Source organism: Tenacibaculum crassostreae (assembly GCF_964512405.1).
Lineage (GTDB): Bacteria > Bacteroidota > Bacteroidia > Flavobacteriales > Flavobacteriaceae > Polaribacter > Polaribacter crassostreae.
On the sequence record NZ_CAZELE010000007.1, the window covers coordinates 265,691 to 291,354 of the forward strand.

Annotated in this window: 26 protein-coding genes; 13 read left to right on the forward strand and 13 right to left on the reverse strand. The window is 31.3% G+C overall.

Features of this window, described 5'->3' with window-relative positions:
* Positions 1 to 88 precede the first annotated feature (88 nt).
* Positions 89 to 733, reverse strand: coding sequence for a HEAT repeat domain-containing protein (locus tag ACKTST_RS11480; RefSeq protein ID WP_408047888.1), 645 nt, complete (start codon positions 731 to 733; stop codon positions 89 to 91).
* A 52-nt stretch (positions 734 to 785) separates the two neighbouring features.
* Between ACKTST_RS11480 and ACKTST_RS11485 the strand changes: the two genes are divergently transcribed.
* Positions 786 to 992: a YgaP family membrane protein gene (locus ACKTST_RS11485; protein ID WP_408047889.1), complete on the forward strand. Its 207-nt coding sequence runs from the start codon at positions 786 to 788 to the stop codon at positions 990 to 992.
* A 1-nt stretch (position 993) separates the two neighbouring features.
* On the opposite strand, the gene ACKTST_RS11490 is transcribed toward ACKTST_RS11485, so the two are convergent.
* Positions 994 to 1,911 (reverse strand): S66 peptidase family protein, encoded by a 918-nt coding sequence (locus ACKTST_RS11490; protein WP_408047890.1) that lies wholly within the window; start codon positions 1,909 to 1,911, stop codon positions 994 to 996.
* A gap of 190 nt (positions 1,912 to 2,101) precedes the next feature.
* On the opposite strand from ACKTST_RS11490, the gene metG reads away from it, so the two are divergent.
* Both metG and ACKTST_RS11500 read left to right on the forward strand, forming a co-directional pair.
* On the forward strand, positions 2,102 to 4,156 hold the full coding sequence (metG, locus tag ACKTST_RS11495) for a methionine--tRNA ligase (protein WP_408047891.1): 2,055 nt from the start codon (positions 2,102 to 2,104) through the stop codon (positions 4,154 to 4,156).
* 71 nt (positions 4,157 to 4,227) lie between these two features.
* Positions 4,228 to 6,342, forward strand: a complete 2,115-nt coding sequence (locus tag ACKTST_RS11500; protein ID WP_408047892.1) for a Tex family protein — start codon at positions 4,228 to 4,230, stop codon at positions 6,340 to 6,342.
* 69 nt (positions 6,343 to 6,411) lie between these two features.
* On the opposite strand, the gene ACKTST_RS11505 is transcribed toward ACKTST_RS11500, so the two are convergent.
* Complete coding sequence (locus ACKTST_RS11505; protein ID WP_408047893.1) at positions 6,412 to 7,839, reverse strand: hypothetical protein; 1,428 nt, start codon at positions 7,837 to 7,839, stop codon at positions 6,412 to 6,414.
* A gap of 110 nt (positions 7,840 to 7,949) precedes the next feature.
* Here ACKTST_RS11505 and ACKTST_RS11510 point away from each other — a divergent pair, with 110 nt between their 5' ends.
* From ACKTST_RS11510 to ACKTST_RS11520, 3 genes are read left to right on the forward strand one after another with little or no spacing between them, the layout of a single operon-like run.
* The gene (locus tag ACKTST_RS11510) at positions 7,950 to 8,474 is read left to right on the forward strand and encodes an RNA polymerase sigma factor (RefSeq protein ID WP_408047894.1); all 525 of its coding nucleotides are present in this window, start codon (positions 7,950 to 7,952) and stop codon (positions 8,472 to 8,474) included.
* Positions 8,475 to 8,517: 43 nt separating this feature from the next.
* The gene (locus tag ACKTST_RS11515) at positions 8,518 to 9,420 is read left to right on the forward strand and encodes a FecR family protein (RefSeq protein WP_408047895.1); all 903 of its coding nucleotides are present in this window, start codon (positions 8,518 to 8,520) and stop codon (positions 9,418 to 9,420) included.
* A complete protein-coding gene (locus tag ACKTST_RS11520; RefSeq protein WP_408047896.1) occupies positions 9,407 to 11,902 on the forward strand; it encodes a TonB-dependent receptor in 2,496 nt (831 codons plus the stop codon). Before ACKTST_RS11515 ends, ACKTST_RS11520 begins: the two co-directional genes overlap by 14 nt.
* Positions 11,903 to 11,978: 76 nt before the next feature.
* Here the strand turns inward: ACKTST_RS11520 and ACKTST_RS11525 are convergent, their stop codons facing one another.
* Positions 11,979 to 12,314 carry a single-stranded DNA-binding protein gene (locus tag ACKTST_RS11525; protein ID WP_408047897.1) on the reverse strand — a complete coding sequence of 112 codons (336 nt, stop codon included), beginning with the start codon at positions 12,312 to 12,314 and terminating at the stop codon, positions 11,979 to 11,981.
* Between the two features lie 165 nt (positions 12,315 to 12,479).
* On the opposite strand from ACKTST_RS11525, the gene ACKTST_RS11530 reads away from it, so the two are divergent.
* Entirely contained in the window at positions 12,480 to 12,830 is a 351-nt protein-coding gene (locus ACKTST_RS11530) for a hypothetical protein (RefSeq protein ID WP_408047898.1), read from the forward strand.
* On the opposite strand, the gene ACKTST_RS11535 is transcribed toward ACKTST_RS11530, so the two are convergent.
* A complete protein-coding gene (locus tag ACKTST_RS11535) occupies positions 12,831 to 13,298 on the reverse strand; it encodes a CBS domain-containing protein (RefSeq protein ID WP_408047899.1) in 468 nt (155 codons plus the stop codon).
* A 103-nt stretch (positions 13,299 to 13,401) separates the two neighbouring features.
* On the opposite strand from ACKTST_RS11535, the gene ACKTST_RS11540 reads away from it, so the two are divergent.
* On the forward strand, positions 13,402 to 15,702 hold the full coding sequence (locus ACKTST_RS11540; protein WP_408047900.1) for a M28 family peptidase: 2,301 nt from the start codon (positions 13,402 to 13,404) through the stop codon (positions 15,700 to 15,702).
* Between the two features lie 50 nt (positions 15,703 to 15,752).
* Here the strand turns inward: ACKTST_RS11540 and pyk are convergent, their stop codons facing one another.
* From pyk to ACKTST_RS11565, 5 genes are all read right to left on the reverse strand, one after another.
* A complete protein-coding gene (pyk, locus tag ACKTST_RS11545; protein WP_408047901.1) occupies positions 15,753 to 17,180 on the reverse strand; it encodes a pyruvate kinase in 1,428 nt (475 codons plus the stop codon).
* 4 nt (positions 17,181 to 17,184) lie between these two features.
* The gene (locus tag ACKTST_RS11550) at positions 17,185 to 17,655 is read right to left on the reverse strand and encodes an IPExxxVDY family protein (RefSeq protein WP_408047902.1); all 471 of its coding nucleotides are present in this window, start codon (positions 17,653 to 17,655) and stop codon (positions 17,185 to 17,187) included.
* Between the two features lie 84 nt (positions 17,656 to 17,739).
* Positions 17,740 to 18,477, reverse strand: coding sequence for a ribonuclease III (gene rnc / locus ACKTST_RS11555; protein WP_408047903.1), 738 nt, complete (start codon positions 18,475 to 18,477; stop codon positions 17,740 to 17,742).
* A 6-nt stretch (positions 18,478 to 18,483) separates the two neighbouring features.
* A complete protein-coding gene (gene fabF / locus ACKTST_RS11560; protein WP_408047904.1) occupies positions 18,484 to 19,734 on the reverse strand; it encodes a beta-ketoacyl-ACP synthase II in 1,251 nt (416 codons plus the stop codon).
* Between the two features lie 6 nt (positions 19,735 to 19,740).
* Positions 19,741 to 19,977: an acyl carrier protein gene (locus tag ACKTST_RS11565; RefSeq protein WP_028891431.1), complete on the reverse strand. Its 237-nt coding sequence runs from the start codon at positions 19,975 to 19,977 to the stop codon at positions 19,741 to 19,743.
* A 180-nt stretch (positions 19,978 to 20,157) separates the two neighbouring features.
* Between ACKTST_RS11565 and purN the strand changes: the two genes are divergently transcribed.
* Together purN and ACKTST_RS11575 are read left to right on the forward strand one after the other, a co-directional pair.
* On the forward strand, positions 20,158 to 20,727 hold the full coding sequence (gene purN / locus ACKTST_RS11570) for a phosphoribosylglycinamide formyltransferase (RefSeq protein WP_408047905.1): 570 nt from the start codon (positions 20,158 to 20,160) through the stop codon (positions 20,725 to 20,727).
* The gene (locus ACKTST_RS11575; RefSeq protein ID WP_408047906.1) at positions 20,720 to 21,358 is read left to right on the forward strand and encodes a ribonuclease H1 domain-containing protein; all 639 of its coding nucleotides are present in this window, start codon (positions 20,720 to 20,722) and stop codon (positions 21,356 to 21,358) included. The genes purN and ACKTST_RS11575 overlap by 8 nt, the downstream gene beginning before the upstream one ends.
* Before the next feature lie 55 nt (positions 21,359 to 21,413).
* Here ACKTST_RS11575 and ACKTST_RS11580 read toward each other — a convergent pair whose 3' ends face one another.
* Positions 21,414 to 21,761 carry a toxin-antitoxin system YwqK family antitoxin gene (locus tag ACKTST_RS11580; protein ID WP_408047907.1) on the reverse strand — a complete coding sequence of 116 codons (348 nt, stop codon included), beginning with the start codon at positions 21,759 to 21,761 and terminating at the stop codon, positions 21,414 to 21,416.
* A 172-nt stretch (positions 21,762 to 21,933) separates the two neighbouring features.
* On the opposite strand from ACKTST_RS11580, the gene ACKTST_RS11585 reads away from it, so the two are divergent.
* The 3 genes from ACKTST_RS11585 (at position 21,934) to ACKTST_RS11595 (ending at position 23,416) form a co-directional block, all read left to right on the forward strand.
* The gene (locus ACKTST_RS11585) at positions 21,934 to 22,134 is read left to right on the forward strand and encodes a dodecin family protein (RefSeq protein WP_408047908.1); all 201 of its coding nucleotides are present in this window, start codon (positions 21,934 to 21,936) and stop codon (positions 22,132 to 22,134) included.
* A 70-nt stretch (positions 22,135 to 22,204) separates the two neighbouring features.
* Positions 22,205 to 22,558 (forward strand): DUF1304 domain-containing protein, encoded by a 354-nt coding sequence (locus ACKTST_RS11590; RefSeq protein WP_408047909.1) that lies wholly within the window; start codon positions 22,205 to 22,207, stop codon positions 22,556 to 22,558.
* Positions 22,559 to 22,609: 51 nt separating this feature from the next.
* The gene (locus ACKTST_RS11595; protein WP_408047910.1) at positions 22,610 to 23,416 is read left to right on the forward strand and encodes a mechanosensitive ion channel family protein; all 807 of its coding nucleotides are present in this window, start codon (positions 22,610 to 22,612) and stop codon (positions 23,414 to 23,416) included.
* Here ACKTST_RS11595 and tsaB read toward each other — a convergent pair.
* Both tsaB and ACKTST_RS11605 read right to left on the reverse strand, forming a co-directional pair.
* A complete protein-coding gene (tsaB, locus tag ACKTST_RS11600) occupies positions 23,413 to 24,087 on the reverse strand; it encodes a tRNA (adenosine(37)-N6)-threonylcarbamoyltransferase complex dimerization subunit type 1 TsaB (protein ID WP_408047911.1) in 675 nt (224 codons plus the stop codon). The two genes, ACKTST_RS11595 and tsaB, sit on opposite strands and share 4 nt — an antisense overlap.
* 92 nt (positions 24,088 to 24,179) lie before the next feature.
* On the reverse strand, positions 24,180 to 25,511 hold the full coding sequence (locus ACKTST_RS11605; protein ID WP_408047912.1) for a TolC family protein: 1,332 nt from the start codon (positions 25,509 to 25,511) through the stop codon (positions 24,180 to 24,182).
* Positions 25,512 to 25,664 lie beyond the last annotated feature (153 nt).

The window sequence follows — 25,664 nt, forward strand, 5'->3', positions numbered from 1 at the left end:
TATCGCTTCTTCTTGACTGTAAAATGAAAAGTTTTTATACCTATTATGTACATCAATTATTTCTTCAATCGCTTTAAAAACCAAATCTTTATTTTTCCAGTTGTTTAAATCGTTTATTACCGTTTCTAAACATCCTTTTTTTATATGCTATTTGTCCTAAAACATGCACTAAAGTGGATGTTACTCGTTTAGTTTTATCAAATTCTAACTCTTTTAAAAGCGGTAAAATATCTTGAGGATGAGTTCTACCTCTAAGCTCTATTCCATGACAAACTTCTCTTCTTACTTCTTTATCTGGGTGATTTAAATATTTTTTTGCCCATAGTAATACTGGTAAAGGGTTCTTTTGTCCCATTTTTTTGATTGATCCTATAACAGCATTTCTAACACTATGGTGTTCATCAAACAGACTTACATCCATATATTTTTCAATCAATAAAAAATCTGTCTTTCCAATTTCTCCAAAAGTATTCACAACTGTTTGTCTAATTTTTTCATTCTCATTTGAATGTAATTCAGATAGACAGTTAACAATAACGCTCTTGTCAAATTCTTTATTACAAAATAATTTTCCTATAATTAAATAACCGTTCTTTCTTATGTAAGTGTCTTCATCAGAAAAATATTTAACAATATTATACTTTGTAGTATTTTCTAAATCTAATCTGATATCTGAAGTCATTTTCTTAACAAGATCAACTCTTTCTTGCTTAGATAAATCATAATATGCCATTGAAAAAATTATTAATAAGCCTTATATTTGAGTAACCTTTAAACTTTTAGTCATGAAAAAAAACATGGGAAAAACCGATAAAGCAGTAAGAACTTTAATTGCTTTTGTTATCGCTGCATTGTCTTATTTTGACATTATAACTGGTATTCTTGGTAATGTTTTACTTGTATTAGCCATTGTACTTTTGGTAACCAGTTTTATAAACTTTTGTCCGCTTTATACTTTATTTGGTATGAATACGCGTAAAAACGAAGAATAATTTACTTAAATAATACAGCTGAAGTTTCTTTTTGATGAATACTTAAAGAAACTTCTCTACTCATTATCAAAGCTCTGTTATCCGCTTCGTGACCTGCGGGAAAATTAAATAGTACAGGTACATTTTTTGGAACAATTGCTAAAATTAAATCTTCAATCGAACTTCCCCAAGGAGTCGTATTTTTCTTAATTTTAGTCATATCCCCCACAATAACAGCTTTAACATTCGTAAAATATCCTGCTCGTTTTAAGCTCTGTAACATTCTATCAATCGAATATTTATACTCACCTATTTCTTCAATAAACAAAACTTTACCATCAGTTGAAATTTGACTATCAGATCCTAACATTGAAGCCAAAATAGCAATATTACCTCCAACCAATTTTCCTGACACTTCTCCATTTCTATTCTTTTTTGATGAAGGAATGGTATACGTTAACTTTTCTCCAAACAACGCTTTTTTAAAGGTCGCAATGGTTTCAACTAATTCTTCAGAATTTTCTTCCATACTAGTCCCCATCATCGCATGCAACGTTTCTACCCCTAAATTATGAATATGGTTGTGAAACGCTGTAATATCAGAATAGCCTATTACCCATTTTGGATGTTGTTTAAACTTCGTGAAATCTAACTTATCTAAAATTCGTACCGAACCATAACCTCCACGAGCCGCCCAAATAGCTTTAATGTTCGGATTGTCTAACGCATCTTGAAAATCTTGACAGCGTTCTGCATCTGTACCAGCAAAATGATTATTTTGGTTAAATAAATGTTTTCCATACACCACTTTTAACCCCCAGCTTTCAGCTAATTCTTTAGCCATATCAATAGCTTCTTTTCTATTCTTTAAAATTCCTGCAGGAGCAACTATTGCTATAGTATCTCCTTTTTGTAAATAGGGTGGTGCTGTTAACCTCATAGTATCGCTTTGTGAAAACATCGTTGAAATCACCATTAAAAAAATCGGTATTACTATTCTTTTTATCATAGTCAAGTCTTACTTCTTGATTCTATTTATTTAAAAATCTATTAACAGTAAATGTACCCAATTTAACGCAGTTTAAAAAATTGCTTTTTCGTACTTTTGCGCTTTAATTCTAGTAGAAAACATGAGTACACCTAAAAGATATACAATTACAGCAGCACTACCTTATACTAACGGACCTATTCATATTGGTCATTTGGCAGGTGTGTACGTTCCTGGAGATATTTATGCACGTTATTTACGTCAAAGAGGAAAAGATGTAACATACATTTGTGGTTCAGACGAACATGGGGTTGCTATACCTATGCGTGCTAAAAAAGAAGGTGTTACTCCGCAAACTATTATTGATAAATACAACGGAATTATTAAGCAATCGTTTGAAGATTTCGGAATTTCTTTTGATAATTACTCACGTACCTCAGCGGAAATTCATCATAAAACAGCATCAGATTTCTTTACTAAATTATACAATGACGGAGAATTTATTGAAGAAGTTACTCAACAATTATATGACGAAGAAGCAAATCAGTTTTTAGCAGATCGTTTTGTAATTGGTACCTGTCCAAAATGTGGAAATGAAGAAAGTTACGGTGATCAATGTGAAAAATGTGGAACAAGTCATAACGCTACCGATTTAATCAATCCTAAATCGGCAATTACAGGAAATGTACCTACTTTAAAAGAAACCAAGCACTGGTTTTTACCTTTAGATAAGCACGAAGCTTTTTTACGTGAATGGATTTTAGAAGGTCATAAAAACGATTGGAAACCAAATGTATTAGGACAAGTAAAATCGTGGATTGATGACGGATTGCGTCCTCGTGCGGTAACTCGTGATTTAGATTGGGGTATTCCTGTTCCTGTAGAAAATGCTGACGGAAAAGTGTTGTATGTTTGGTTTGATGCACCAATCGGATATATTTCTTCTACCAAAGAATGGGCAGAACGTGAAGGCAAAAACTGGGAAGATTATTGGAAAAAAGACGATACTAAATTAGTTCACTTTATCGGAAAAGATAACATTGTGTTTCACTGTATCATTTTCCCTGCAATGTTAAAAGCGCATGGAGATTATATTTTACCTGAAAATGTGCCAGCTAACGAGTTTTTAAATTTAGAAGGAAATAAATTATCTACTTCTAAAAACTGGGCAGTTTGGTTGCATGAGTATTTAGAAGACTTCCCTAATCAACAAGATGTATTGCGTTATACCTTAACCGCCAACGCACCTGAAAATAAAGACAACGATTTTACTTGGAAAGATTTTCAAGCAAAAAACAACAATGAGTTAGTAGCTATCTTCGGAAACTTCATTAACCGTGTAGTCGTATTAACAAACAAATACTATAACGGACTAGTACCTGCTGCTGGTGAGTTATCAGAAGAGGATGAAAATGCTTTAGAACAGTTAAAACAATTCCCAGATGTTATCGCTAAATCTATCGAGCGTTATCGTTTTAGAGAAGCTTCTCAAGAAATGATGAATTTAGCTCGTTTAGGAAATAAATACTTAGCTGATGAGGAGCCTTGGAAAGTAATTAAAGAGGACGAAGCGCGTACAAAAACGATTATGAATGTTGCTTTACAAATCGCAGCTGCTCTAGCGGTATTGTCTGAACCTTTTTTACCATTTACTTCAACAAAGTTAAAATCAATTTTAAATATTGATAACTCTTTAGCGTGGAACGATGTTGCTGAAAAAGATGTTTTATTAGCAGAAAATCATCAAGTAAACAAAGCGGAATTGTTATTTTCTAAAATAGAAGACACTACGATTCAAGCTCAATTAGATAAATTAGAAGCAACTAAAAAAGCTAATGAAGCAGAAAACAAGATAGTAGAACCTCAAAAAGACACCATTGAGTTTGATGATTTTACTAAAATGGATATGCGTGTTGGAACCATTTTAGAAGCTGAAAAAGTAGCGAAAGCTAAAAAATTATTAAAGCTAAAAGTTGATGTAGGTATGGATGTTCGCACCATAGTTTCTGGTATTGCTGAAAGCTTTAAACCAGAAGATATCATCGGACAACAAGTAACTGTTTTATGCAACTTAGCTCCAAGAAAAATTCGTGGTGTAGAAAGCCAAGGAATGATTTTAATGACGGATACTCCTGATGGTAAATTAGCGTTTGTTCAGCCTTCTGAAAAGGTGAAAAACGGAGAGTTTATAGCATAAATTTAAAATGTAATTTTATTTATATTTGAAACCTCACTTTTATGTGGGGTTTTTCTTTTCAAAACTATTTTATGCAACTCTTATCCTATATAACCTCTCGTACACAAATCTTACAAAAATCAATTCAAAATACTATTGAACTATTAAATGAAGATTGCACCATTCCTTTTATTGCTCGTTACCGAAAAGAAAAAACAGGAAATTTAGACGAAGTTGAAATCGGACAAATTGTACAATTTAAAGAACAGTTTGAAGCTTTAGAAAAACGAAAGGCAGCAATTTTAAAAGCAATTGAAGAACAAGATACCTTGACCGATGAACTAAAAGTTAAAATTGAAAAAACTGAGGATTTAACTACTTTAGAAGACATTTATCTTCCGTATAAAAAGAAACGAAAAACCAAGGCCGAAACAGCTCGAAAAAACGGATTGGAGCCGCTAGCAAAAATGATTATGAGTCAGCGAGTAAACGATTTGGAATTTACCGCTTCAAAATACCTTTCAAACGAAGTAGAACAAATTGATGATGCTTTAGAAGGTGCTCGTCATATTATTGCAGAATGGATTAACGAACGAACCGATGTTCGTAATAATATTCGTTATCAGCTAGAACGCTTTGCTACCATTGAAACTAAAGTGGTTAAAACCAAAGAGGAAGCTGCACAAAAATTTAAAGATTATTTTGATTGGGAAGAAAACCTAAGTCGCATTCCTTCTCATCGATTGTTGGCTATTTTACGTGCAGAAAAAGAAGGTTTTATTCGCGTAAAAATCAGTATCAATGATGAACGTGCGCTTCAAAAAATTGAAGACAGAATTATTCGTTCGCATAACGAATGCGCGCAACAAATTGAATTGGCTATTTCTGATGCTTACAAACGTTTGCTTTATCCTGCACTTTCAAACGAAGCGCTTTCAATAGCCAAAGAAAAAGCAGACGAAAGCGCCATTAACGTATTTGCTAAAAATCTGCAACAATTATTATTAGGTTCTCCATTAGGTGAAAAAAGAATTTTAGCCATCGACCCAGGATTTAGAACAGGTTGTAAAGTAGTTTGTTTAAACGAACAAGGAGATTTGTTGCATAACGAAACTATTTTTCCACACGCACCACAACATCAATCTAAAGAAACGATGAACAAACTTAACTCGTTAGCTGATGCCTATAAAATTGAAGCGATAGCAATAGGAAACGGGACAGCTTCAAGAGAAACAGAGCAATTAGTAAAGCGAGTATATTTTAAAAATCCTGTAGAAGTATTTGTAGTAAGTGAAGCTGGAGCTTCTATTTATTCTGCATCAAAAATTGCACGCGATGAATTTCCGAATTACGATGTTACGGTTCGTGGAGCGGTTTCTATCGGACGTCGATTAGCTGACCCGTTAGCTGAATTGGTAAAGATTGAAGCAAAATCTATCGGAGTTGGGCAATATCAACACGATGTAGACCAAACACAACTAAAAAAATCGTTAGATACTGTGGTGGAACACTGTGTAAATAAAGTTGGTGTTAATATAAATACTGCCAGTGCTTCGTTGTTGAGTTATGTTTCTGGTATTGGGCCTAAATTAGCTGAAAATATTGTGAGTTATAGAAATGAAAATGGAGCATTTACTTCTAGAGGTGAAATTAAAAAAGTTCCTCGTTTAGGTGGAAAAGCTTTTGAACAATCTGCTGGATTTTTGCGAATTAAAAATGGAGACAATCCTTTAGATGATTCGGCTGTGCACCCAGAACGCTATACTTTAGTAAAACAAATAGCTAAAGATGTAGGTAAAAAAGTTGATGATTTAATAGGGAATTCTTCCATTTTAAAACAAATCAAACTACAACAATATGTAACGGATTCTTACGGATTACCTACGCTACAAGATATTATAAAAGAGTTGGAAAAACCTGGACTGGATCCAAGAGAAAAAGCCAAAACTTTTAGTTTTAATGAACATATAAAAACTATTGATGATGTAAAAACAGGTATGATACTTCCTGGAATCGTTAATAACATTACCAATTTTGGTTGTTTTGTAGATATTGGAATTAAAGAAAGTGGTTTAATTCACATCTCTAATTTATCCAATTCTTTTGTTCAAGATGTGAATGAGCATGTAAGTTTGCATCAGCATGTACAAGTAAAAGTATTGGAAGTTGATACTTCGAGAAAACGTATTCAATTACAATTAGTTTAATGAAAAAACCAGCTGATGACACAACAGCTGGTTTTAAAATTAAGGGGCAATCATATGACACAACATGATTTATTGTTTTGTAAATATGAGCGTATCGGTTTCTGTTCCGCTATTACTTGACGCTTCTAACTTTATTTGTGTTGCTGAAATTGAAACTACTTTCCAATCATCATCATTAAGTTCTTGTAACACATCGTTTGTAGTAAACTCTAAAAAGAATTTTGTTGCTTCATTTAAAGATTTCCACATTCCTTCATCAACAGTAGTGGTAGTTTTTGCTTTTACTTGTCCTGAAGTAAAAAAGTAAAACTCATACCCTGCAAAATCTGAGGTTTCATCTACATCATTATCAAGGTATTTTTCTACTACCCAAACGCTATTTTCTTCTGTAAGCGCATCGCTTAAATCATCTCCACTTGTGTTTCCGTTATTACAAAAGCTTTCAAAACGAAGGCGATCGTCACCTAAGCGTAAATCTACTTTTACTTCTCCTTGATAATCACTAATTTCATGTAATGTCCATGTTTTGTTAAACTTGTCAAAACCATCAACATCAATTGTAACTTTTAACTCTGTTCCTTCTCCGCTTGCTTCCCAAGTTCCTTCAAAAACATCACCACTACTTTTAATGATTTTTACCGTGTTATTATCTCTAAAGTAAAAAGATGCTCCTGTATAATTATCAGTATAATCAACATCAGAAATTTCTAGTTTGTCAACTCTCCAAACTTCACAATGAGCAAAAATTTCTTTTAATTGGTTTGTTGTACACGATTCACAATCGTCATCGTCATAATCGTTGTCATCATCTTCATCACAAGTGTTTGCTACTGCTTCAATAGCGTCTTTTAACTCTTCTAAATTATTGATAGTTACAACTGAACCGCTTGCTAATTTTACTTTAATCGGGAAATTGATGGTTACTGCTGCATAGTCTTTTAAATCGTGAATTAATTTATACAACTGTTCATCATTTTCTAAAGTAATCGTTAAAATTAAATCGTTGTTTTCATTAAAAACCGATGCTGTAAATGGGTACTCAAAATCTAAACACTCTATATCATCGTCTTCTTCGTTTTCTCCTTTACAATCTAACATCAATCCTTCTAATTCACTATCAGAATTAACAGTAATAGTAGAATAATCGCTTAAAATTACTGTAACTGGATATACAATTTCTATTTTATCTACATCGTCATCAAACAAGTTAAAAATATCTTCAATTTCTTCGAATCCATCATCATCTTTTATTGTTATTTCTTTAGAATTTACAATAACTGTTACAGGAAGTTTAATACTTAAACAACTAGCTTTATCAACTATATTATCGTGTGAACCGTCTTTTAATACTGTTCTCGTCATTAATTTTGCGACAGGAGAATCTGCTTTTAGTGCGTTTTCTGTAGGAGGATTAATAATTTGAAACTCTTCTGTTCTACATGAAGAAAGAATTAAAAGAGTACTTAGTAATAACAGGGTGAATTTTAAAGTTTTCATAATTTTATTTTTAAGTTTTATGAATGTCATCTATATACTTAAAACAACTTCGTTTTTAAATGTCCCAAAAAAATTTCTATCTTTCTAATGTTTTTTTAATTCCCGATACTTTGTCAAAGTCTCTATTTAAAAATATATGTGATAAAAAACGCTTTTCATTAGTTTATGAAAAGTATGCACAAGAACTCAATAACTTCTTGTATTATAAATATGGAAATGCTTTAAATCCTTCAGATAAAGCACAAGATGCTTTTATTAAACTTTGGGAAAACTGTGCTAAAGTAACTCCTGAAAAAGCAAAGTCTTTTTTATATACTGTTGCCAATAATTTAATGTTAAATGCAGTAAAACATCAAAAAGTAGTTTTTAAATATCAAGAAGTAAAACCTAAAGATTATACAAACGAATCTCCTGAGTTTGTACTTCGAAAAAAAGAGTTTTTAAAACGTTATGAAAAAGCATTAGCTAGTTTAAAAGAAGACGAAAGAACTGCTTTTATGCTAAATAAGATTGATGGTAAAACGCACAAAGAAGTAGCTGAGCTTTTAGGAGTAACAAAAAAAGTAGCAGAGCATAAAATTTATGCTGCTTTTAACAAGTTAAAAGATCAATTAGAAGAATTAAATAAAAAATAACGGGATAATTTACTGTTAAGTTGTTCTATATATATACAGCATAATGATGGACAAAAATGAGTTAATACAAAAATGGCTAAACAATGAGCTAACATATGAAGAGCAAAATGCTTTTGATACGTTGGATGACGCTCCTTTTTTAAAAGAAATTATTGAAGAAGGAAAACGTTTTAGTGCCGAAAAACACTCAAAAACTACTGATTTTAAAACGCTTGAAAAGCGTTTAGCTGATAAAAAGAAAACTCGTTGGATTCAAATAATTCCACGAATTGCTGCTGTATTACTTATCAGTTTTGGTCTTTTTTATTTTATAAACAATCCGAAAAACATAACTTACAATACTAAATATTCAGAAAACAAAACGATTACACTTCCTGACAATTCAATTGTTGAGTTAAATGAACTTTCTAATCTTACGTACCAAGCAAAAAACTGGAAGAATAACAGAACCCTACAATTAAAAGGTGAAGCTTTTTTTGATGTGGAAAAAGGAATGCGATTCGACGTAAATACTGCTAAAGGAACCGTTAGTGTTTTGGGTACAGAATTTAACGTGTTGGATAGAGATAGTATTTTTAAAGTTTCGTGTTATGAAGGTTTGGTACAAGTTAGTTATCAAAATAAAATGATAAAACTACCAGCAGGAAAAGAATTCACACTTGTTAATGGTATTGAACAAAATACAAATACTGCTTTAGCTGAACCTAAATGGTTAAAAAACATGAGTGTTTTTGATAATATTCCTTTAGTTGATGTTATTAAAGAACTGGAATCACAATACAACGTTACAGTAGAACTTAGTATTAAAAATAAACAAACAAATTTTACAGGTGCTTTTACCAACAACAATATAGAAAGTGCTTTAAAAGCAATTACTCAACCTCTTAATTTATCATACGAAATAAAGAATAATACAGAAATTATAATTTCTGATGAACCAAACTAAAACCAATTATCTCATTTTTTTGATATCTTTTTTAGGAATTTTTGTTGTTAATGCTCAAAGTAAAATTCCATTAAAAAATGTACTCAATGAAATTACTACTCAGCATAAAATTCAATTTAATTACAATAGTGATTTAGTTGAAAATGTAGAAGTATATCCTATACAGAAAGAACTTTCTTTTAAAGAGAAACTTATTGCTATTGAAAAACAAACCGACTTTATTTTTACCCATATAGATACCCAAATAATTGGGATTTCATCCTCTACAATCATTTGTGGATATGTAAACGATTTTTCAACAAAAGCACCTTTATCAGGAGCAACTGTAAAAACAAATACAGATTATACTGTTAGCAATGATGAAGGATTTTTTGAGCTGAGAGTAAAAAACACTTCTGAAAAAGTGATTATTCAATTTATCGGCTACCAAACAATTCAAGAACAAGCTTTTGATTTAACTTCTGAAAATTGTAAAACGATTTTTTTACGTGAAAAATCAGAAACAATTTCTAACATTACTATTAACGGGTATTTAGTAAAAGGAATTGATAAAACAATTAGTGGAAGCACTGATATCGATTTTTCAAAATTCACCTTACTTCCTGGTTTAATTGAAAGTGATGTACTACAAACAGTTCAAGCTTTACCTGGTATTCGAAGTGTAGATGAAACTGTATCGAACATTAGCATTAGAGGTGGTTCAAACGATCAAAATTTAATTCTTTGGGACGATATTAAGATGTATCAAACTGGTCATTTTTTCGGACTTATTTCTAGCTTTAATCCAGAAATTACACAAACTGCTCAAGTTATAAATAACGGAACCAATGCTTCTTTTTCAGATGGAGTTTCAGGAACCATTCACATGAAAACTGATAATAAGATACAAACTGAATTTAAAGGAAGTTTAAGTTTGAATTTTATCAACGTGAATGCTTTTATTGATGTTCCTTTAGGAAAAAAATCATCACTTCAACTAGCGGCCAGAAGATCTATTGACGATTGGATTAAAACTCCAACCTATCACAATTATTTTAAACGTGTTACCCAAAGTACCGAAATTGAAAACAACGATAAAGACGTTACCAACTCTAATCAAGAATTTAATTTTTACGATACTTCAGTACGTTGGTTATACAATCCTACCGACAAAGATTTTATCCGTATAAATTTTATTTTAATTGATAACAATCTAACCTTTGACGAAACAGCAATTGTAAATAACGCTACCGAAACCAAACAAAGTAGCTTGTCACAACATAGCATTGCTGGTGGAATTAATTACCTTAGAAAATGGAATGCTAAATTTAGCACATCATTAAATATGTACGAAACCGATTATACTTTGAAGGCTTTTAACGCTAACATTCTAAACAATCAACGGTTTTTACAAGAGAATGTCATTTCTGAAACTGGATTTAAGCTAGAAGGAATTTACTCTAAAAACAACTGGAAATATAGTAACGGATATAATTTTGTTGAAACAAAAATCACCAATCTTAACGATGTTGATAATCCGAGATTTTTACGTCTTTTTTCAAATGTAATTCGAGAACATGCTATTTTTAGTCAAGTTGAATATCACAATATTGATGAAAATTTAACCATAAAACCTGGTGTTCGTATAAACTATATTGAGAAATTTAACAAAACAATTATCGAACCACGTCTCAGCATTCATAAAAAAATAAATGAAGAATTTTCTGTGGAAATTTTAGGAGAATTTAAGCATCAAAGCACTTCACAAATAATCAATTTTCAAAATGATTTTTTAGGAATTGAAAAACGTAGATGGCAGCTTTCTAGCAATGATAGTATTCCTATTCTAAAAAGTAAACAGGCCTCAATTGGTTTTACTTATAAAAAGAAGCAATGGTTAATTGACGCTGTTGGATATTATAAATTAGTTGATGGTATTACTACACAAAGTCAGGGTTTTACAACCAAGTACGAATTCAATAAAAACAAAGGAAGCTACGATGCTTTGGGTGTTGATTTTTTAGTACGTAAAAACTTTAAAAATTTAAATACTTGGTTAAGTTATTCCTTTATTAATAACACCTACTCGTTTGATGATTTAGTTGAAAAACAATTCCCAAGTAATTTTGATATTACTCATTCTTTTACCTTCGGAAGTACTTATACAAGTAAGTTTGTTATTTTTTCTTTAGGATTGAATTATGCTACTGGTAAACCAACATCTCAACCAGTTATAGGTAATGAAATTAACGACAATAAAGTAAATTTTGACACAGCTAATAACATCAGGCAAAAAGACTACTTAAGAGCAGATGCTTCTGCCATGTATAAAAAACAAATAACTGACAGAACTAGTGTAGATATTGGAATTTCGGTTTGGAATATTTTTAATAATAAAAACACAATTAATAATTACTACAGAATATCGAATGATAATGTAAATAAATATTCGCGCTATTCTTTAGGCACGACTCCAAACTTTTTATTAAAGCTAAATTTTTAAAAAACAAAAGAACCTAGAAAGTTACTTCTAGATTCTTTTATTTTCTTTTTCTAAGATTTTATAGCAAATTTCCCACTTACTTATTACCTAACATTAATAATTCATTACAAACTACTTCAGTTACGTAACGCTTGTTCCCTTCTTTATCTTCAAAAGAACGAGAGGCTAATTTACCTTCTATCATAACTTCTTTGCCTTTTTCTAAATATTTTTCAATGATATCAGCCGTTTTATTCCAAGCAACTATACTGTGCCATTGTGTATCCGTAATTTTTTCTCCATGAGCATTTTTATACTTTTCGTTTGTTGCAAGAGCAAATTTTGCTAATTTCTTTCCACTTTCTAAAGTGATAATTTCTGGATTATTACCTAAGTTTCCAATTAACTGTACTCTGTTTTTTAGTGCATTCATAATATTATTTTTTTTGTTAAACAGTTAAAACATTGTCATTCAAATGAATTGACACTGTAAAGATGAATCAACTCGCAAATTAAAATCGGTTGTAAAACATTTGTTTTCGTTTGTAATTGAATGTAATCGTTTATATTTTTGCATATTTAGCTCAAAACAAAAAAAATGGAATCAAAAAAATGTTTAGAATGTGGTGATAAAGTTATAGGAAGAATTGACAAAAAGTTTTGTTCTGATTATTGTAGAAATGCTTTCAATAATAAAGTTAATAAAGAAAGTAAAAACCTGATACGTAATACCAATAATCGTTTAAGAAAAAACTACAAGATTCTTTCAGATTTAAACGCATCAGGTAAAACAAAAGTAAGCAGACGAAAATTATTTGATAAAGGCTTTGATTTTAAATTCATCACCTCTATTTATACCACAAAAACAGGAAACATCTATTTTTATGTTTATGATCAAGGGTATTTAGAGTTGGAAAATGAACTATATTTATTGGTTAAGCAAGATTAACTACTTCCACGTATTTCCATTTAACTTTATAGCTGCCTTTAACACATCTTTTTGGCTTATTTGCCCAACCAATTTACCGTTTTCAACAATAGGAAAACGTCTTCTCTTAGAGTCTAGAAACTTATTGGCTGCATCAAAAATATTCATGTTGCCATCAATTGTTTCAACTTCTTTTATCATGGCTTTACCTACTGTATTATTTTTATCAATAGGTAAATTATAGTACCTACTTTCAGAAATTTGCTTCATACAATCTCCTTCAGAAATAATTCCAACAAGTTCATTTTTATCATTTACTACAGGGCCTCCAGAAATTTTATTTTTTATCAACATATCTATCGCATCTTCAATAGGTTGTTCTTCTCTAAATGTAATTAAGTTTTTAGTCATATGATCTGACACTAAAATTGGTTCATTCTTTTTTTCTGGTTCTGTGGTTCTTTTACCTTGAAAACTTTTTATTGCCATGACTTTTAGTTTTAGTTAGAGTTAAATATACTGATTTTTAGCTAATTACAATTTAACAAACTAAAAATAAAATACTTACATTTATAATTGTTAAAGTCCAACTATGAAATCATCAAGAAATTACCTTTCAATAATTATCATTATTGCAGCAGTTTATTGGAGTTTTAGTGATATGAAGCCAAGTATTACTTCTACTAAAACAGCAACGAAATCAACTGATTTTTCTATCGATAATGCACTGTATCATTTAAAGAACATTTCAAAAAAACCGCATCATTCTGGTTCAAACGAACATAAAAAAGTACAAGAATATCTTGTTCAAGAATTAAAAAAACTAAACTTAGAACCAGAAATTCAATATCAAACAGCTATCAATAAAAAATGGAGAGCTGCTACTACTACAGAAAACATTGTTGCTAAAATTAAAGGATCTGGCAATGGTAAAGCCCTACTTTTACTTACACATTACGATTCAAACCCTCATTCTTCTTTAGGGGCTAGTGATGCAGGGTCAGGAGTTATAACTATTTTAGAAGGAGCCCGCGCATATTTAGCTTCAAACAAAACACCTAAAAACGATATTATCATATTGTTTTCTGATGCTGAAGAGTTAGGGTTATTAGGTGCTCAAGCTTTTGTTGAACATCATCCATGGGCAAAAAACGTAGGATTGGTTTTAAATTTTGAAGCAAGAGGTAGCGGCGGACCAAGTTATATGCTGATGGAAACTAACGGTAAAAACAAAACATTATTAACCGAGTTTTTAAAGGCAAACCCTAAATATCCAGCAGCAAATTCATTGATGTATGGAGTGTATAAAAAATTACCGAATGACACTGATTTAACTGTTTTTAGAGAAAAAGGAGATATTAACGGATTCAATTTTGCATTTATTGGTGATCATTTTGATTATCATACCGAACAAGATTCTTACGAAAGATTAGACAGAGAAACACTACTTCATCAAGCAGATTATTTTACTTCGTCATTAAATTATTTTGCTGATGCTGACTTAACAAACCTTAATAGTGACACTGATTATATCTATGTAAACTTTCCTTTTACAAAATTATTAACTTATCCATCTTCTTGGTTTTTACCAATGTTGATAGCTTCTTTAATTTTATTTATCACATTACTAGTCTTTGGGTTTTTAAAAAATAAATTAACTATTAGAGAAGTCTTAAAAGGATTCATTCCTTATATAATTTCTTTAGTGCTTTGTATAGGAATATCCTATGGTTTATGGCAATTATTATTAATCATCCACCCTCAATACACAGATATTTTACACGGATTTACCTACAACGGATATCAATATATCGTTGCATTTGTATTTTTAAATCTGTGGATGATTTTCAAAGTATATAATTCCTTTAAAAGCTTAAAAACTACGGATGCTTTTATTGCTCCAATTACTTTCGGTTTACTTATAAATTACCTTATCTATGCCAATTTACCTAGTGCTGGATTCTTTATAATTCCTGTTATTATTGCTTTGCTAATTTTAGCAATCCAATTGTTTATGAATATAAAATCAACTTCTAAAAGCACTTTATATACCATACTTTCAATACCATCAATATATATGGTTGCACCAATGCTAAAGTTATTTCCGGTTGCTTTAGGGTTAAAAGTGCTATTTATATCTGGTATTCTTTTAATCTTACTTTTCGGATTCATGCTTCCTGTTTTTCATAAAGAAAAAAAGAAAATTGGTTGGCAAACTTTAGTTGGATTTACGTCTCTTGTGTTTTTTGCCATCGCTACTTTTAATAGCGGGTTTTCAACAGAAAAAAAGAAACCTAATAGCTTGGTTTTTATTCAAAACTCAATCACAAATACTTCGTATTGGGCTAGCCACAATAAAACTTTAGACGGCTATACCAAACAGCTTATTAACCAAGATTCTCAACATAGAAATAACGATTTATTAGCTGGAAAAAGTAAATATGGAACTTCTTTTAATTATTACGAAAAAGCTGATAATAAAGATATTCCTCTATCAAAAATTGTAATCAATCAAGATACTATTACAAATCAAAAGCGACATATTTCTTTCACAATTACTCCGAATCGGAACATAAGCAAGTATGAATTTTTCAATAACACTTCAATAAAAATGAGTAATTTAACAGTAAATGGAGTTTTATTTGATTCTGGTAAAGAATTTATTGCTGATGAAGGAACCTTACTTATTTATCAAATGTCAAATACTGATAAAAACTTAACTATTTCTTTTTCTGTTGATGTAAACTCACAACCAAACATTAGTGTAAATGAGATTTCTTACGATTTATTATCGCATGAAAAATTTACTATAAAACCAAGAAGTGAAATAATGATGCCGTTACCTTTTGTGGTAAATGATGCTATTATTTGTACTCGAAAAATTGAGTTATAAAACAAAAAAAGCTCAACTAAAAGTTGAGCTTTTCTTTATATAAACATATCTTAATCTATGTGTGAAACACGTAAAGTGTTTACCATACCTTTTGCTTCTACAGGCATTGATGAAAGGTTGATAATAAAATCTCCATTTTTAACAAAGCCTTTTTCTTTAGCTATTTCGTTAATATCTTCAATGGTATCATCAGTACTTAATTCTCTATCATAAAAATAAGCTCTAACACCCCATAATAGGTTCAATTTCCCTAAGATTCTTTTTTCTGAAGAAAACGCTAAAACGTGTGATTTTGGTCTCCACGCTGAGATTTGAAAAGCCGTATAACCACTATTGGTTAATGTTGATATTGCTGCTGCATTAATATCATCTGCCATTTGAGCTGCGTGATGACAAACTGCTTTTGTAACAAATCTATTCGTACGAATGTGAGGTGGCTCTTGCGGAACTTTAATTAAATCTGAAAACTCAACACTTCCAATAATTTCAGTCATTTTTTGAATGACTCTAACTGGGTGTTTTCCTACAGAAGTTTCTCCTGATAACATTACCGCATCAGCACCATCCATAATTGAGTTAGCAACATCGTTTACCTCTGCTCTAGTAGGCACTGAATTCTCAATCATTGTTTCCATCATTTGAGTAGCAATAATTACAGGAATTCTAGCTTGTTTAGCTCTAAGAACTAAACTTTTTTGAATTAAAGGTACATCTTGCATTGGTACTTCAACTCCTAAATCACCACGAGCAACCATTAATCCATCACAATACGGAATTAACGCGTCAATATTTTCAACAGCTTCTGGTTTTTCAATTTTTGCTATTACAGGCACTCTGTAACGTGATTTTTGCTTTATCAAATCACGTAAAATACGAAGGTCTTCTGGTGTTCTAACAAACGATAAAGCAACCCAGTCTACTTCTTGCTCTAAAGCAAAAACAACATCTTTTTTATCTTTTTCTGTTAATGCAGGTAACGAGATTTTTGTATTAGGTAAGTTTACTCCTTTCTTGGATTTTAATGCGCCTCCTATAATAACTTTAGTTACTACTTCAGTATTTCTATCGGTAGAAATAACTTCAAAAAGTAGTTTACCATCATCAACTAAAATTTTCTCACCAGCTTTTACATCTTTAGGGAAGTTTTGATAAGTCATAAAAGCCTTTTCTTGTGTTCCCTCACATTTTTCGGTAGTAAATATAAAAGTATCTCCAGCTTTTAATTCTACTCCTTCTTGCATCACACCAACTCTTAGCTTTGGTCCTTGTAAATCGGCTAAAATTGCTACATTATAACCTCTTTCTTCATTAATTTCACGTATTTGACGGATACGCTCTTTTACTACTTCATAATCGGCATGTGAAAAATTAATTCTAAAAACATTAACACCTGCTGCAGCCATATCAGCTAAAATTTCTTTAGTACCGGTTGCAGGACCTAATGTTGCTACAATTTTTGTTTTCTTGTTGTGTGGCATATATTTAAAAAATTAAAAAGTCTTTCGACTTTAATGAGTTAACCTCTATATGATACGAGGTTATTATTTGTGGAATTTGATTTATTCTTTCTATCAGTTTTACGATAAACTCATAATCAAACTCTCCTTCTATCTTTAAAAAAAAATCAACTTTCTTTTTCTCTGGAATCAAATATGAATTTGACTCACTTTGATTAAAAAGACTTATTGATTCTGACTCAAGTGTGGATTTAAATACGTTAGCTATTAAAAACCATTCTTGATATAATTTCTTGTTGGCATATTCGTATACTGTGTAAGAAGATTCTCTATTTTTTTGAAGAAAATCTAAATCGTAATTAGCTCTACTAAATTTAACTTGTAAGTGCTGATTTAACAGATACGCTAACCTATAGTCATTCAAAGTAGTATGAACACCTATTAGGATATAATCATCGCCAGAAAATTCATTAATACTTACCTCATATGTTGGCATATAAACAACTATTTGGTTTTGCTAAATTAATGAATGTATCTAAAATACTATGTAAATTTTATGAAAACGTTTTGTGTTTACACGTTAAGAAGTTAGCATTTGATTTTGCATCGCATAATACACTCTTTTTGCTGCTATTTCTTCTGCTTTCTTCTTTGAAGTTGCTCTACCCTTCGCAATAATATTACCGTCTATACTAACTCGTACACTAAAATGTTTCTTATTCTGATTTCCAGAATCTTCATAAGATTCAAATTTGTACTTCTTTTTTTTCTTCTGGCACCACTCAATTACAAAACCTTTATAGCTTGAAATTTTTCCTTCTAATCTTTCAATATCTACATATGGCATTATGACTTGCTCATAGATAAATTGATGACAATAATTGTATCCTCTATCTAAATAAATAGCACCGATTAAAGCTTCAAAAATATTTCCGTGTATATTATTGCTAATATGTTCTTTAGAAATATTACTTTTTACAAACTTGATTAATTCGAGATCCTTACCTAAATCGTTTAAATGCTCTCTACTTACAACTTTAGAACGCATTTGAGTAAGGTAGCCCTCATCACCTTCAGGTACCTTTTTAAATAAATAGGAAGCTATTACCGTACCTAAAATAGCATCACCTAAAAACTCTAAGCGTTCGTAATTAATAGGGTTACCACTACTATCTACCAACTTTAAAGATCTATGGGTAAACGCTTTCTTATAGAAAGATAACTTAATTGGTTTAAAATTAAGCAGTTCTTTTAATTCGTAGTAGAAGTTTTCGTCTTCCTTGTTTTGGGGTTTGACAATTCTACGAAGAAAATTCATAAAAGATTAATCTAGTTTTCTAAAGGCTACACATGCATTATGACCACCAAAACCAAATGTATTGCTCATTGCAACTTTAATCTCTCTTTTTTGAGCTTTGTTTAATGTTAAATTTAACTCTGAGTTGATGTTTTCATCAACATTTTCATGATTAATTGTTGGGGGAACAACACCATGCTCCATCGCTAGTAAAGCAGCAATCGCTTCTACCGCACCTGCAGCACCTAACAAATGCCCTGTCATAGACTTTGTTGAGTTGATATTAATGTTTTTAGCGTGATCTCCAAAAACTTCAGAGATTGCTTTTAACTCTGCAACATCTCCCAGCGGGGTTGAAGTACCGTGAGTGTTGATATGATCTACGTCTTCTGGTTTTATTCCAGCATTTTCAAGACAGTTTTTCATTACAGCGATTACACCAATTCCATCAGGATGTGGTGCAGTCATATGGTAAGCATCCGAAGATAAACCTCCACCAATAACTTCTGCATAAATTTTAGCTCCACGAGCTTTAGCATGTTCGTATTCTTCTAATACAATTGCTCCTGCTCCTTCACCTAAAACAAATCCATCACGTTCAGCATCAAAAGGTCTTGAAGCTGTTTCTGGGCTTTCATTTCTTGTTGATAAAGCGTGCATTGCATTAAAACCGCCCATACCTGCAATTGTAACAGCAGCTTCACTACCACCCGTTACAACCACATCACAATGACCAAGTCTAATGTAATTTAAAGCATCAATCATTGCATTTGCAGATGATGCACAAGCAGATACTGTAGTATAATTTGGTCCCATAAATCCATTTTTAATCGAAATGTTTCCAGGAGCAATATCTGCAATCATTTTTGGAATGAAGAACGGGTTAAAACGAGGCGAACCATCTCCTTCAGCGTAGCTTAACACTTCATTCTGAAAAGTTTCTAATCCTCCAATACCTGCTCCCCAAATAACGCCAACTCTTAATTTGTTGACTTCATCTAGATTTAATTTAGCGTCAGCAATTGCCTCATCAGAAGCAACCATTGCATACTGCGTAAATCTATCCATTTTACGCGCCTCTTTTCTATTAATAAATTCGGTCGCGTCAAAGTTTTTAAGTTCACATGCGAAACGAGTTTTGAACTTGGCAGCATCAAAATACGTTATAGGTGCCGCTCCGCTAACTCCGTTAACCAAGCTATTCCAATATTCTTCTTTATTGTTTCCTATCGGCGTTAATGCGCCAAGTCCAGTTACTACAACTCGTTTTAATTGCATATAATCTTATTTTTTTGCGTCTTCAATATAGCTAATCGCTTGACCTACAGTACCAATGTTTTCTGCTTGATCATCTGGAATTTGAATATCGAATTCTTTTTCGAATTCCATGATTAACTCAACTGTATCTAAAGAATCTGCTCCTAAATCGTTTGTGAAGCTTGCTTCGTTAGTTACTTCGTTATCGTCTACTCCTAATTTGTCTACGATAATTGCTTTTACTCTTGATGCAATGTCTGACATAATTTGTTTGTTTTAAAATTTAAAATCGTGGCAAAAATACAAATCTTAGTTATTAATTCTAACTTTTGCCGAAAAATGTGATGTCTAAAATAAAAAAAATACCTGAATATTTTACTACAAACACCACCATTGTTAATATTTATTCTTTTTTTTGTAGTAACAAAACAACTGAATTTTAACATGAAACGCATCGTTATTTTTGCTTCGGGTTCTGGTACCAATGCCGAAAACATCATTAAATATTTCCAGTCAAATAAAACTGCGATTGTTACTCATGTCCTCTCTAACAACGAGCATGCCAAAGTTTTTGATCGTTGCGAAAGACTCAATATTGACACCTCACTCTTTGATAAAGAGAGCTTTACAAAAGATGACACAGTGCTTAATTTTTTACAAGTTGAAGCTGACATTATCGTACTTGCAGGTTTCTTATGGCGTATTCCATCCAAAATTGTAGAAGCATTCCCAAATAAAATCATCAATATTCATCCTGCTTTGCTCCCGAAATTTGGAGGGAAAGGTATGTACGGAATGCATGTACACAAAGCTGTAAAAGAAAACAATGAGTCAGAAACAGGAATTACCATTCATTATGTGAATGAAAATTATGATGAAGGCGCTATTATTTTTCAAGCAAAAACACCTATTTCTTCTGATGATACGCCTGAGACTATTGCGCAAAAAGTTCATGAATTAGAATATGAACATTTTCCAAAAGTAATTGAAGAAGTTATTTTACAAAATGAGTAAAAAGAAAAAATATTACGTCGTTTGGAAAGGTAAAAAAACAGGTGTTTTTTCATCGTGGGATGCTTGTAAGAAACAGATTGATGGTTTTACTGGCGCTCAATACAAAGCTTTCGCAGATAAAAAAGAAGCTGAACTTGCTCTTAGTAAAAGCTACAATGAATATAAGGGTAAAGACACCAAAAAAACTACTTTAACTGCTACAGAAAAAGCCAAATACGGAACTCCTATTTTAGAAAGCATTTCAGTTGATGCCGCTTGTGCTGGTAACCCTGGATTAATGGAGTATAGAGGTGTACTTACACATACAAAAAAAGAAATTTTTAAGATGGGTCCGTTTAAAAACGGGACTAACAATATTGGAGAATTTTTAGCCTTGGTTCACGGAATTGCTTTACTAAAGAGTAAAAAAATGGACTCTTACCCTATTTATTCAGATTCTAAAATTGCAATGGGTTGGGTACAAAAAAAACAATGTAGAACAAATATTGCCTTTGACAGCTCTAACAAAGAAGTTTTAGATTTAATACGACGTGCAGAAAAATGGCTACAAGAAAACTCGTACAAAAACCCCATATTAAAATGGGAAACCAAAGCGTGGGGTGAAATTCCTGCTGATTTTGGAAGAAAATAAAAAACCGAGCAAAAAATTGCTCGGTTTTTTATTTTTTAATTTTTACACAACTGACTTATTTCACAGCCAATTTTGTTTCTTCTTTCCAAGTTTGTACACTAGCAATGGTGTTATCTTTATAATCGATTTCTTTTAAACCGTCTTCTTTCCACATAAACCATTTACCAACTTTCTTTCCTGCTTCATAATGAGCGATTGTAGTTTTATTTCCTTTCATATCAAAAGACGTCCACGTACCAGTTAACTTTTTATCTTTGAAAAAACCTTGCTCTTTAATAGTACCATCTTCATAAAAATAAGTGGCTTTAACTAAATCACCAGCTTTTTCAAACTTTGGTTCTATATCTTGAGCTTGTAAAAAAGATACTGATAAAATACAAGCAGCTATTACAAATTTTTTCATGATTTTTATTATTTAATTAACTAGGTTCTACACAAATATACAAATATTTTACATATTTGAAACATTTACATAACATTAATTTAACATTAAAAAAATTCAACTAGCAATCAATTTTCGATTAAACTTTTAAAAATCGTATATTTACGTTGTATTAACCTTAAAAAAAATTATTATGGCGGTAATGAAAGTTATTGAAATCTTAGCTAATTCTGAAAGTAGCTGGGAGGATGCGACAAAAAAAGCTGTGAAACAAGCTTCAAAGTCTGTAAAAGGAATTAAATCAGCATTCGTACAATCACAAAGTGTGGTTGTAAATGATGACGAGGTTACTGAGTTTAGAGTAAACTTAAAAGTAACTTTTGAAGTTAAGTAAACTTATATAAACTAACTACTATATGCGGTTTTGATGAATCAAAACCGCATATTTTTTAAAATTTTATTTTATGACTAATCTTCAATATGCCATCATCGGGATTGTTGCTTTTATTCACATTTACATTCTACTATTAGAAATGGTTTTATGGACAAAACCTAAAGGAATAAAAACATTCGGTTTAAAATCTAAAGAATTTGCTGAAGAAACTAAAGTACTAGCAGCTAACCAAGGTTTATACAATGGTTTTCTTGCCGCAGGTTTAATCTGGTCGATTATAACTCAAAAAACTGATGTTGCTATCTTTTTTTTAGCTTGTGTATTTATTGCTGGAGTTTACGGTTCGTATTCTACAAAAAAACCTCGTATTTTTGTCATCCAGTCTATACCGGCTTTATTAGGATTAATAAATTTACTATTCTAAGAACTACTACTAACATACCATTTATTAATACTTAAAAATTTACCATTACACATGGAAAAGTACTTAGAGAAATTTCAAGACTTACTTGTAACTTATGCTCCAAAGGCTATAGTTGCTATTCTAATTTACATTATTGGTTCTTATGTTATTAAGTTAATACTTAAGGCAGCCAAAAAAATAATGACAAAAAGAGAGGTTGACATTACGCTTCAAAAATTCTTATCAAACTTATTACACTGGGCTTTAAAAATTCTATTAATAATTACCGTTATAGCTAAATTAGGAGTAGAAACCACATCGTTTGCAGCCGTTTTAGCATCTGCTGGTTTAGCTGTAGGGTTAGCTTTACAAGGTTCTTTAGGAAACTTTGCAGGTGGCGTGTTAATTATGCTATTTAAACCTTTTAAAGTAGGCGATTTAATAGAAGCTCAAGGTGAAATTGGTGTTGTTAAAGAAATTGAAATTTTCACAACTAAACTTACTGGTTTATCTAATAGAGAAATCATCATTCCAAACGGAGCTTTATCAAACGGGAATATTATTAATTTTTCTTCGGAAGGAACTCGTAGAGTTGACTTAACTTTTGGTGTTTCTTATGATGCTGATATTAAAGAAACCAAAGAAGTATTGATGAATGTTCTTACTTCTCACCCAAAAGTATTGAAAGATCCTGCACCTACCGTAAATGTTTCTGAATTAGCAGATAGTTCAGTAAATTTTGCTGTAAGACCTTGGTGTAAAACAGAAGATTATTGGACGGTTTTCTTTGATGTTACTGAAAACACGAAATTAGCCTTAGACAAGGCAGGAATTGAAATTCCATACCCACACTCTGTGGAAATACAAAAAGAAGGCTAACGCTTTTTTTCGGGCGTTACCACAAAATCTTTTAAATAAAAAGGTTCAAAATAAGCGACATCTTCGATGTCGTTTTTTTTGAACTTGTCAAAACTTAAACTTGCCATTTCTTTAGCTGAAGGTAATTCTCCATCTATAAACACCGCATTTTCGTGTGGAATTACTTCTTTACATTTTTCTGCTCCATCACCTAAGAAATATACTTTTCCGTTTTCTAAATACTCTTTAAATGAGTTTTCATCAATAATTTCAGCTTTGATTTCTCTTACTTGTGAATATTTTGCATCGTAAACTGCTGCATATACTTCCATTCGGCGTGCATCTAGCATTGGCACAATTACTCCGTCCTTAATAGTAGTTTTATGCGCTAAAGAATGTAAAGTTTCAATAGAAATTAAAGGTTTATCGAATGCAAAACACAATCCTTTTGCTGCCGAAACACCTATTCGTAAACCAGTATACGAACCTGGTCCTTTACTTACGGCAACAGCATCAATATCTTTTAGAGAAATATTTGCTTCATTAACAACTTGTTGAATAAATGGGTGCAGTTTTTCTGCATGAGAATAGTTACCGTCATTCAACTCTTGCATTCCTAGAATTACACCTTCTTTTGCGATACTTACCGAACAATTTTTAGTTGCGGTTTCAATATTTACAATTGTTGCCAAACCTGAAATTAATTTTTGACAAAGATACATTAAAAGAAAAACCCCATTAGCAAAAAACTAACGAGGTTCCTCCAACAATAAATATTTGTTTGTTATTCTACTATCGACTCACCATAGTAAAACTTCAATACTTTAGTTTTAAATACATAATCGTACTTAGCTCTTATCATTGCTCCTTCTGCATTAACCAAACGGTTACGTACCTGATCAAAATCAAATTGTGTCATCGAACCATAATCATAACTCACCTGTGCATTTTTAAAAGCTTCTTGTTGTGCTTCTAACGATATTTTTGCCGCTTCAAACGTTTTTGCTGCAGCTTTTGCATCTAAAAAGGCTCCCTCAATTTCTTGCTGTAATTGTAATTGCTGATTCTTAAAGCTTAACTCTGAGTTCTCTTTACTAATAATAGATTTTGCAACTCTATTCTTCGTTTGAAATCTATTAAAAATTGGAATATCTAAAGATAAAACAATATTATATTGTACTCTATCATTAACTTGACTTACAAAATTATCATTAGTTTGACCTGGCAATAAATTATTAAACTGATGATAATAAGAAGTGCTTGCTCCTAATGTATAAGTTAAACTAGGTAAATATGCCCCTTTAGCAAGCTCTATGCTTAAATTAGCATTCTCAACATTTAATTCAGCTCTTTCTATTTCAGGTCTATTAGTCAATGCTTTTTTATAAACTTCATCAGCATTATCAAAAAGTAACGCAACAGAAGGAGAATCAATATTTAAGTCAGCCACATAAAAGTTATCTGAAGGAATTTGTAATAGTTGAGCTAATCGCAACAAAGCTAAATTCAATCTGTTTTGTTGCAAAACAACACTTTGTACATCATTAGCTGCAGTAGATTCAACATTTAACAAATCTCCTTTAGGTATTGCTCCTCCTTCAAATTGTGCTTTTGCTCTTTCAATTTGTTTTTTACTAATTTCAGCTTGTGTTTCTGCCACCGCTAAATTTTCTTTTGCAAATAATACATTTAAATATTCGTTAACAACATTTAAAGAGATGTCATTTTCTATTTTAGCTAAATCTAACTTACTTCCATCAACACTTATTTGAGCTTGTTTTTTTGTGTTTAAATTTTGAAAACCATTAAAAATTGTTCCTCTTGTAGAAAACGCAAAATTTGAACTAAAGTTTTGTGTGTTCTTTAAAACACCTAATTTATCTGGAGATAATCCTGAACTGAAACTAGCAGATGAAGACCCTCTTAAATCTGGCAAAAAATTTCCTTTTGCAATTTCAACATCTTTTTCTGCTAACTGAACATTTAAACGATTTTGCTTAACCGTTATGTTGTTTTGCAATGCGTAATCTACACATTCTTTTAAGGTCCATTGTTTTTGTGAAAAAGCAGCTATTGTAGTAAATACAGCTGCGAATAATGCAATTTTAGTTTTCAAAAGACGAATATTTTTTATTTAAATTATTAGCTAGTTGATATTTCTAAATAATGAAATACATAGCTTTTCTATAAAACTAGAAAAACCTTCAGCAGTTACATAATAAAACAACCAATTATTTTTAACTGCCCTTATATGACGATTAAAAATAGA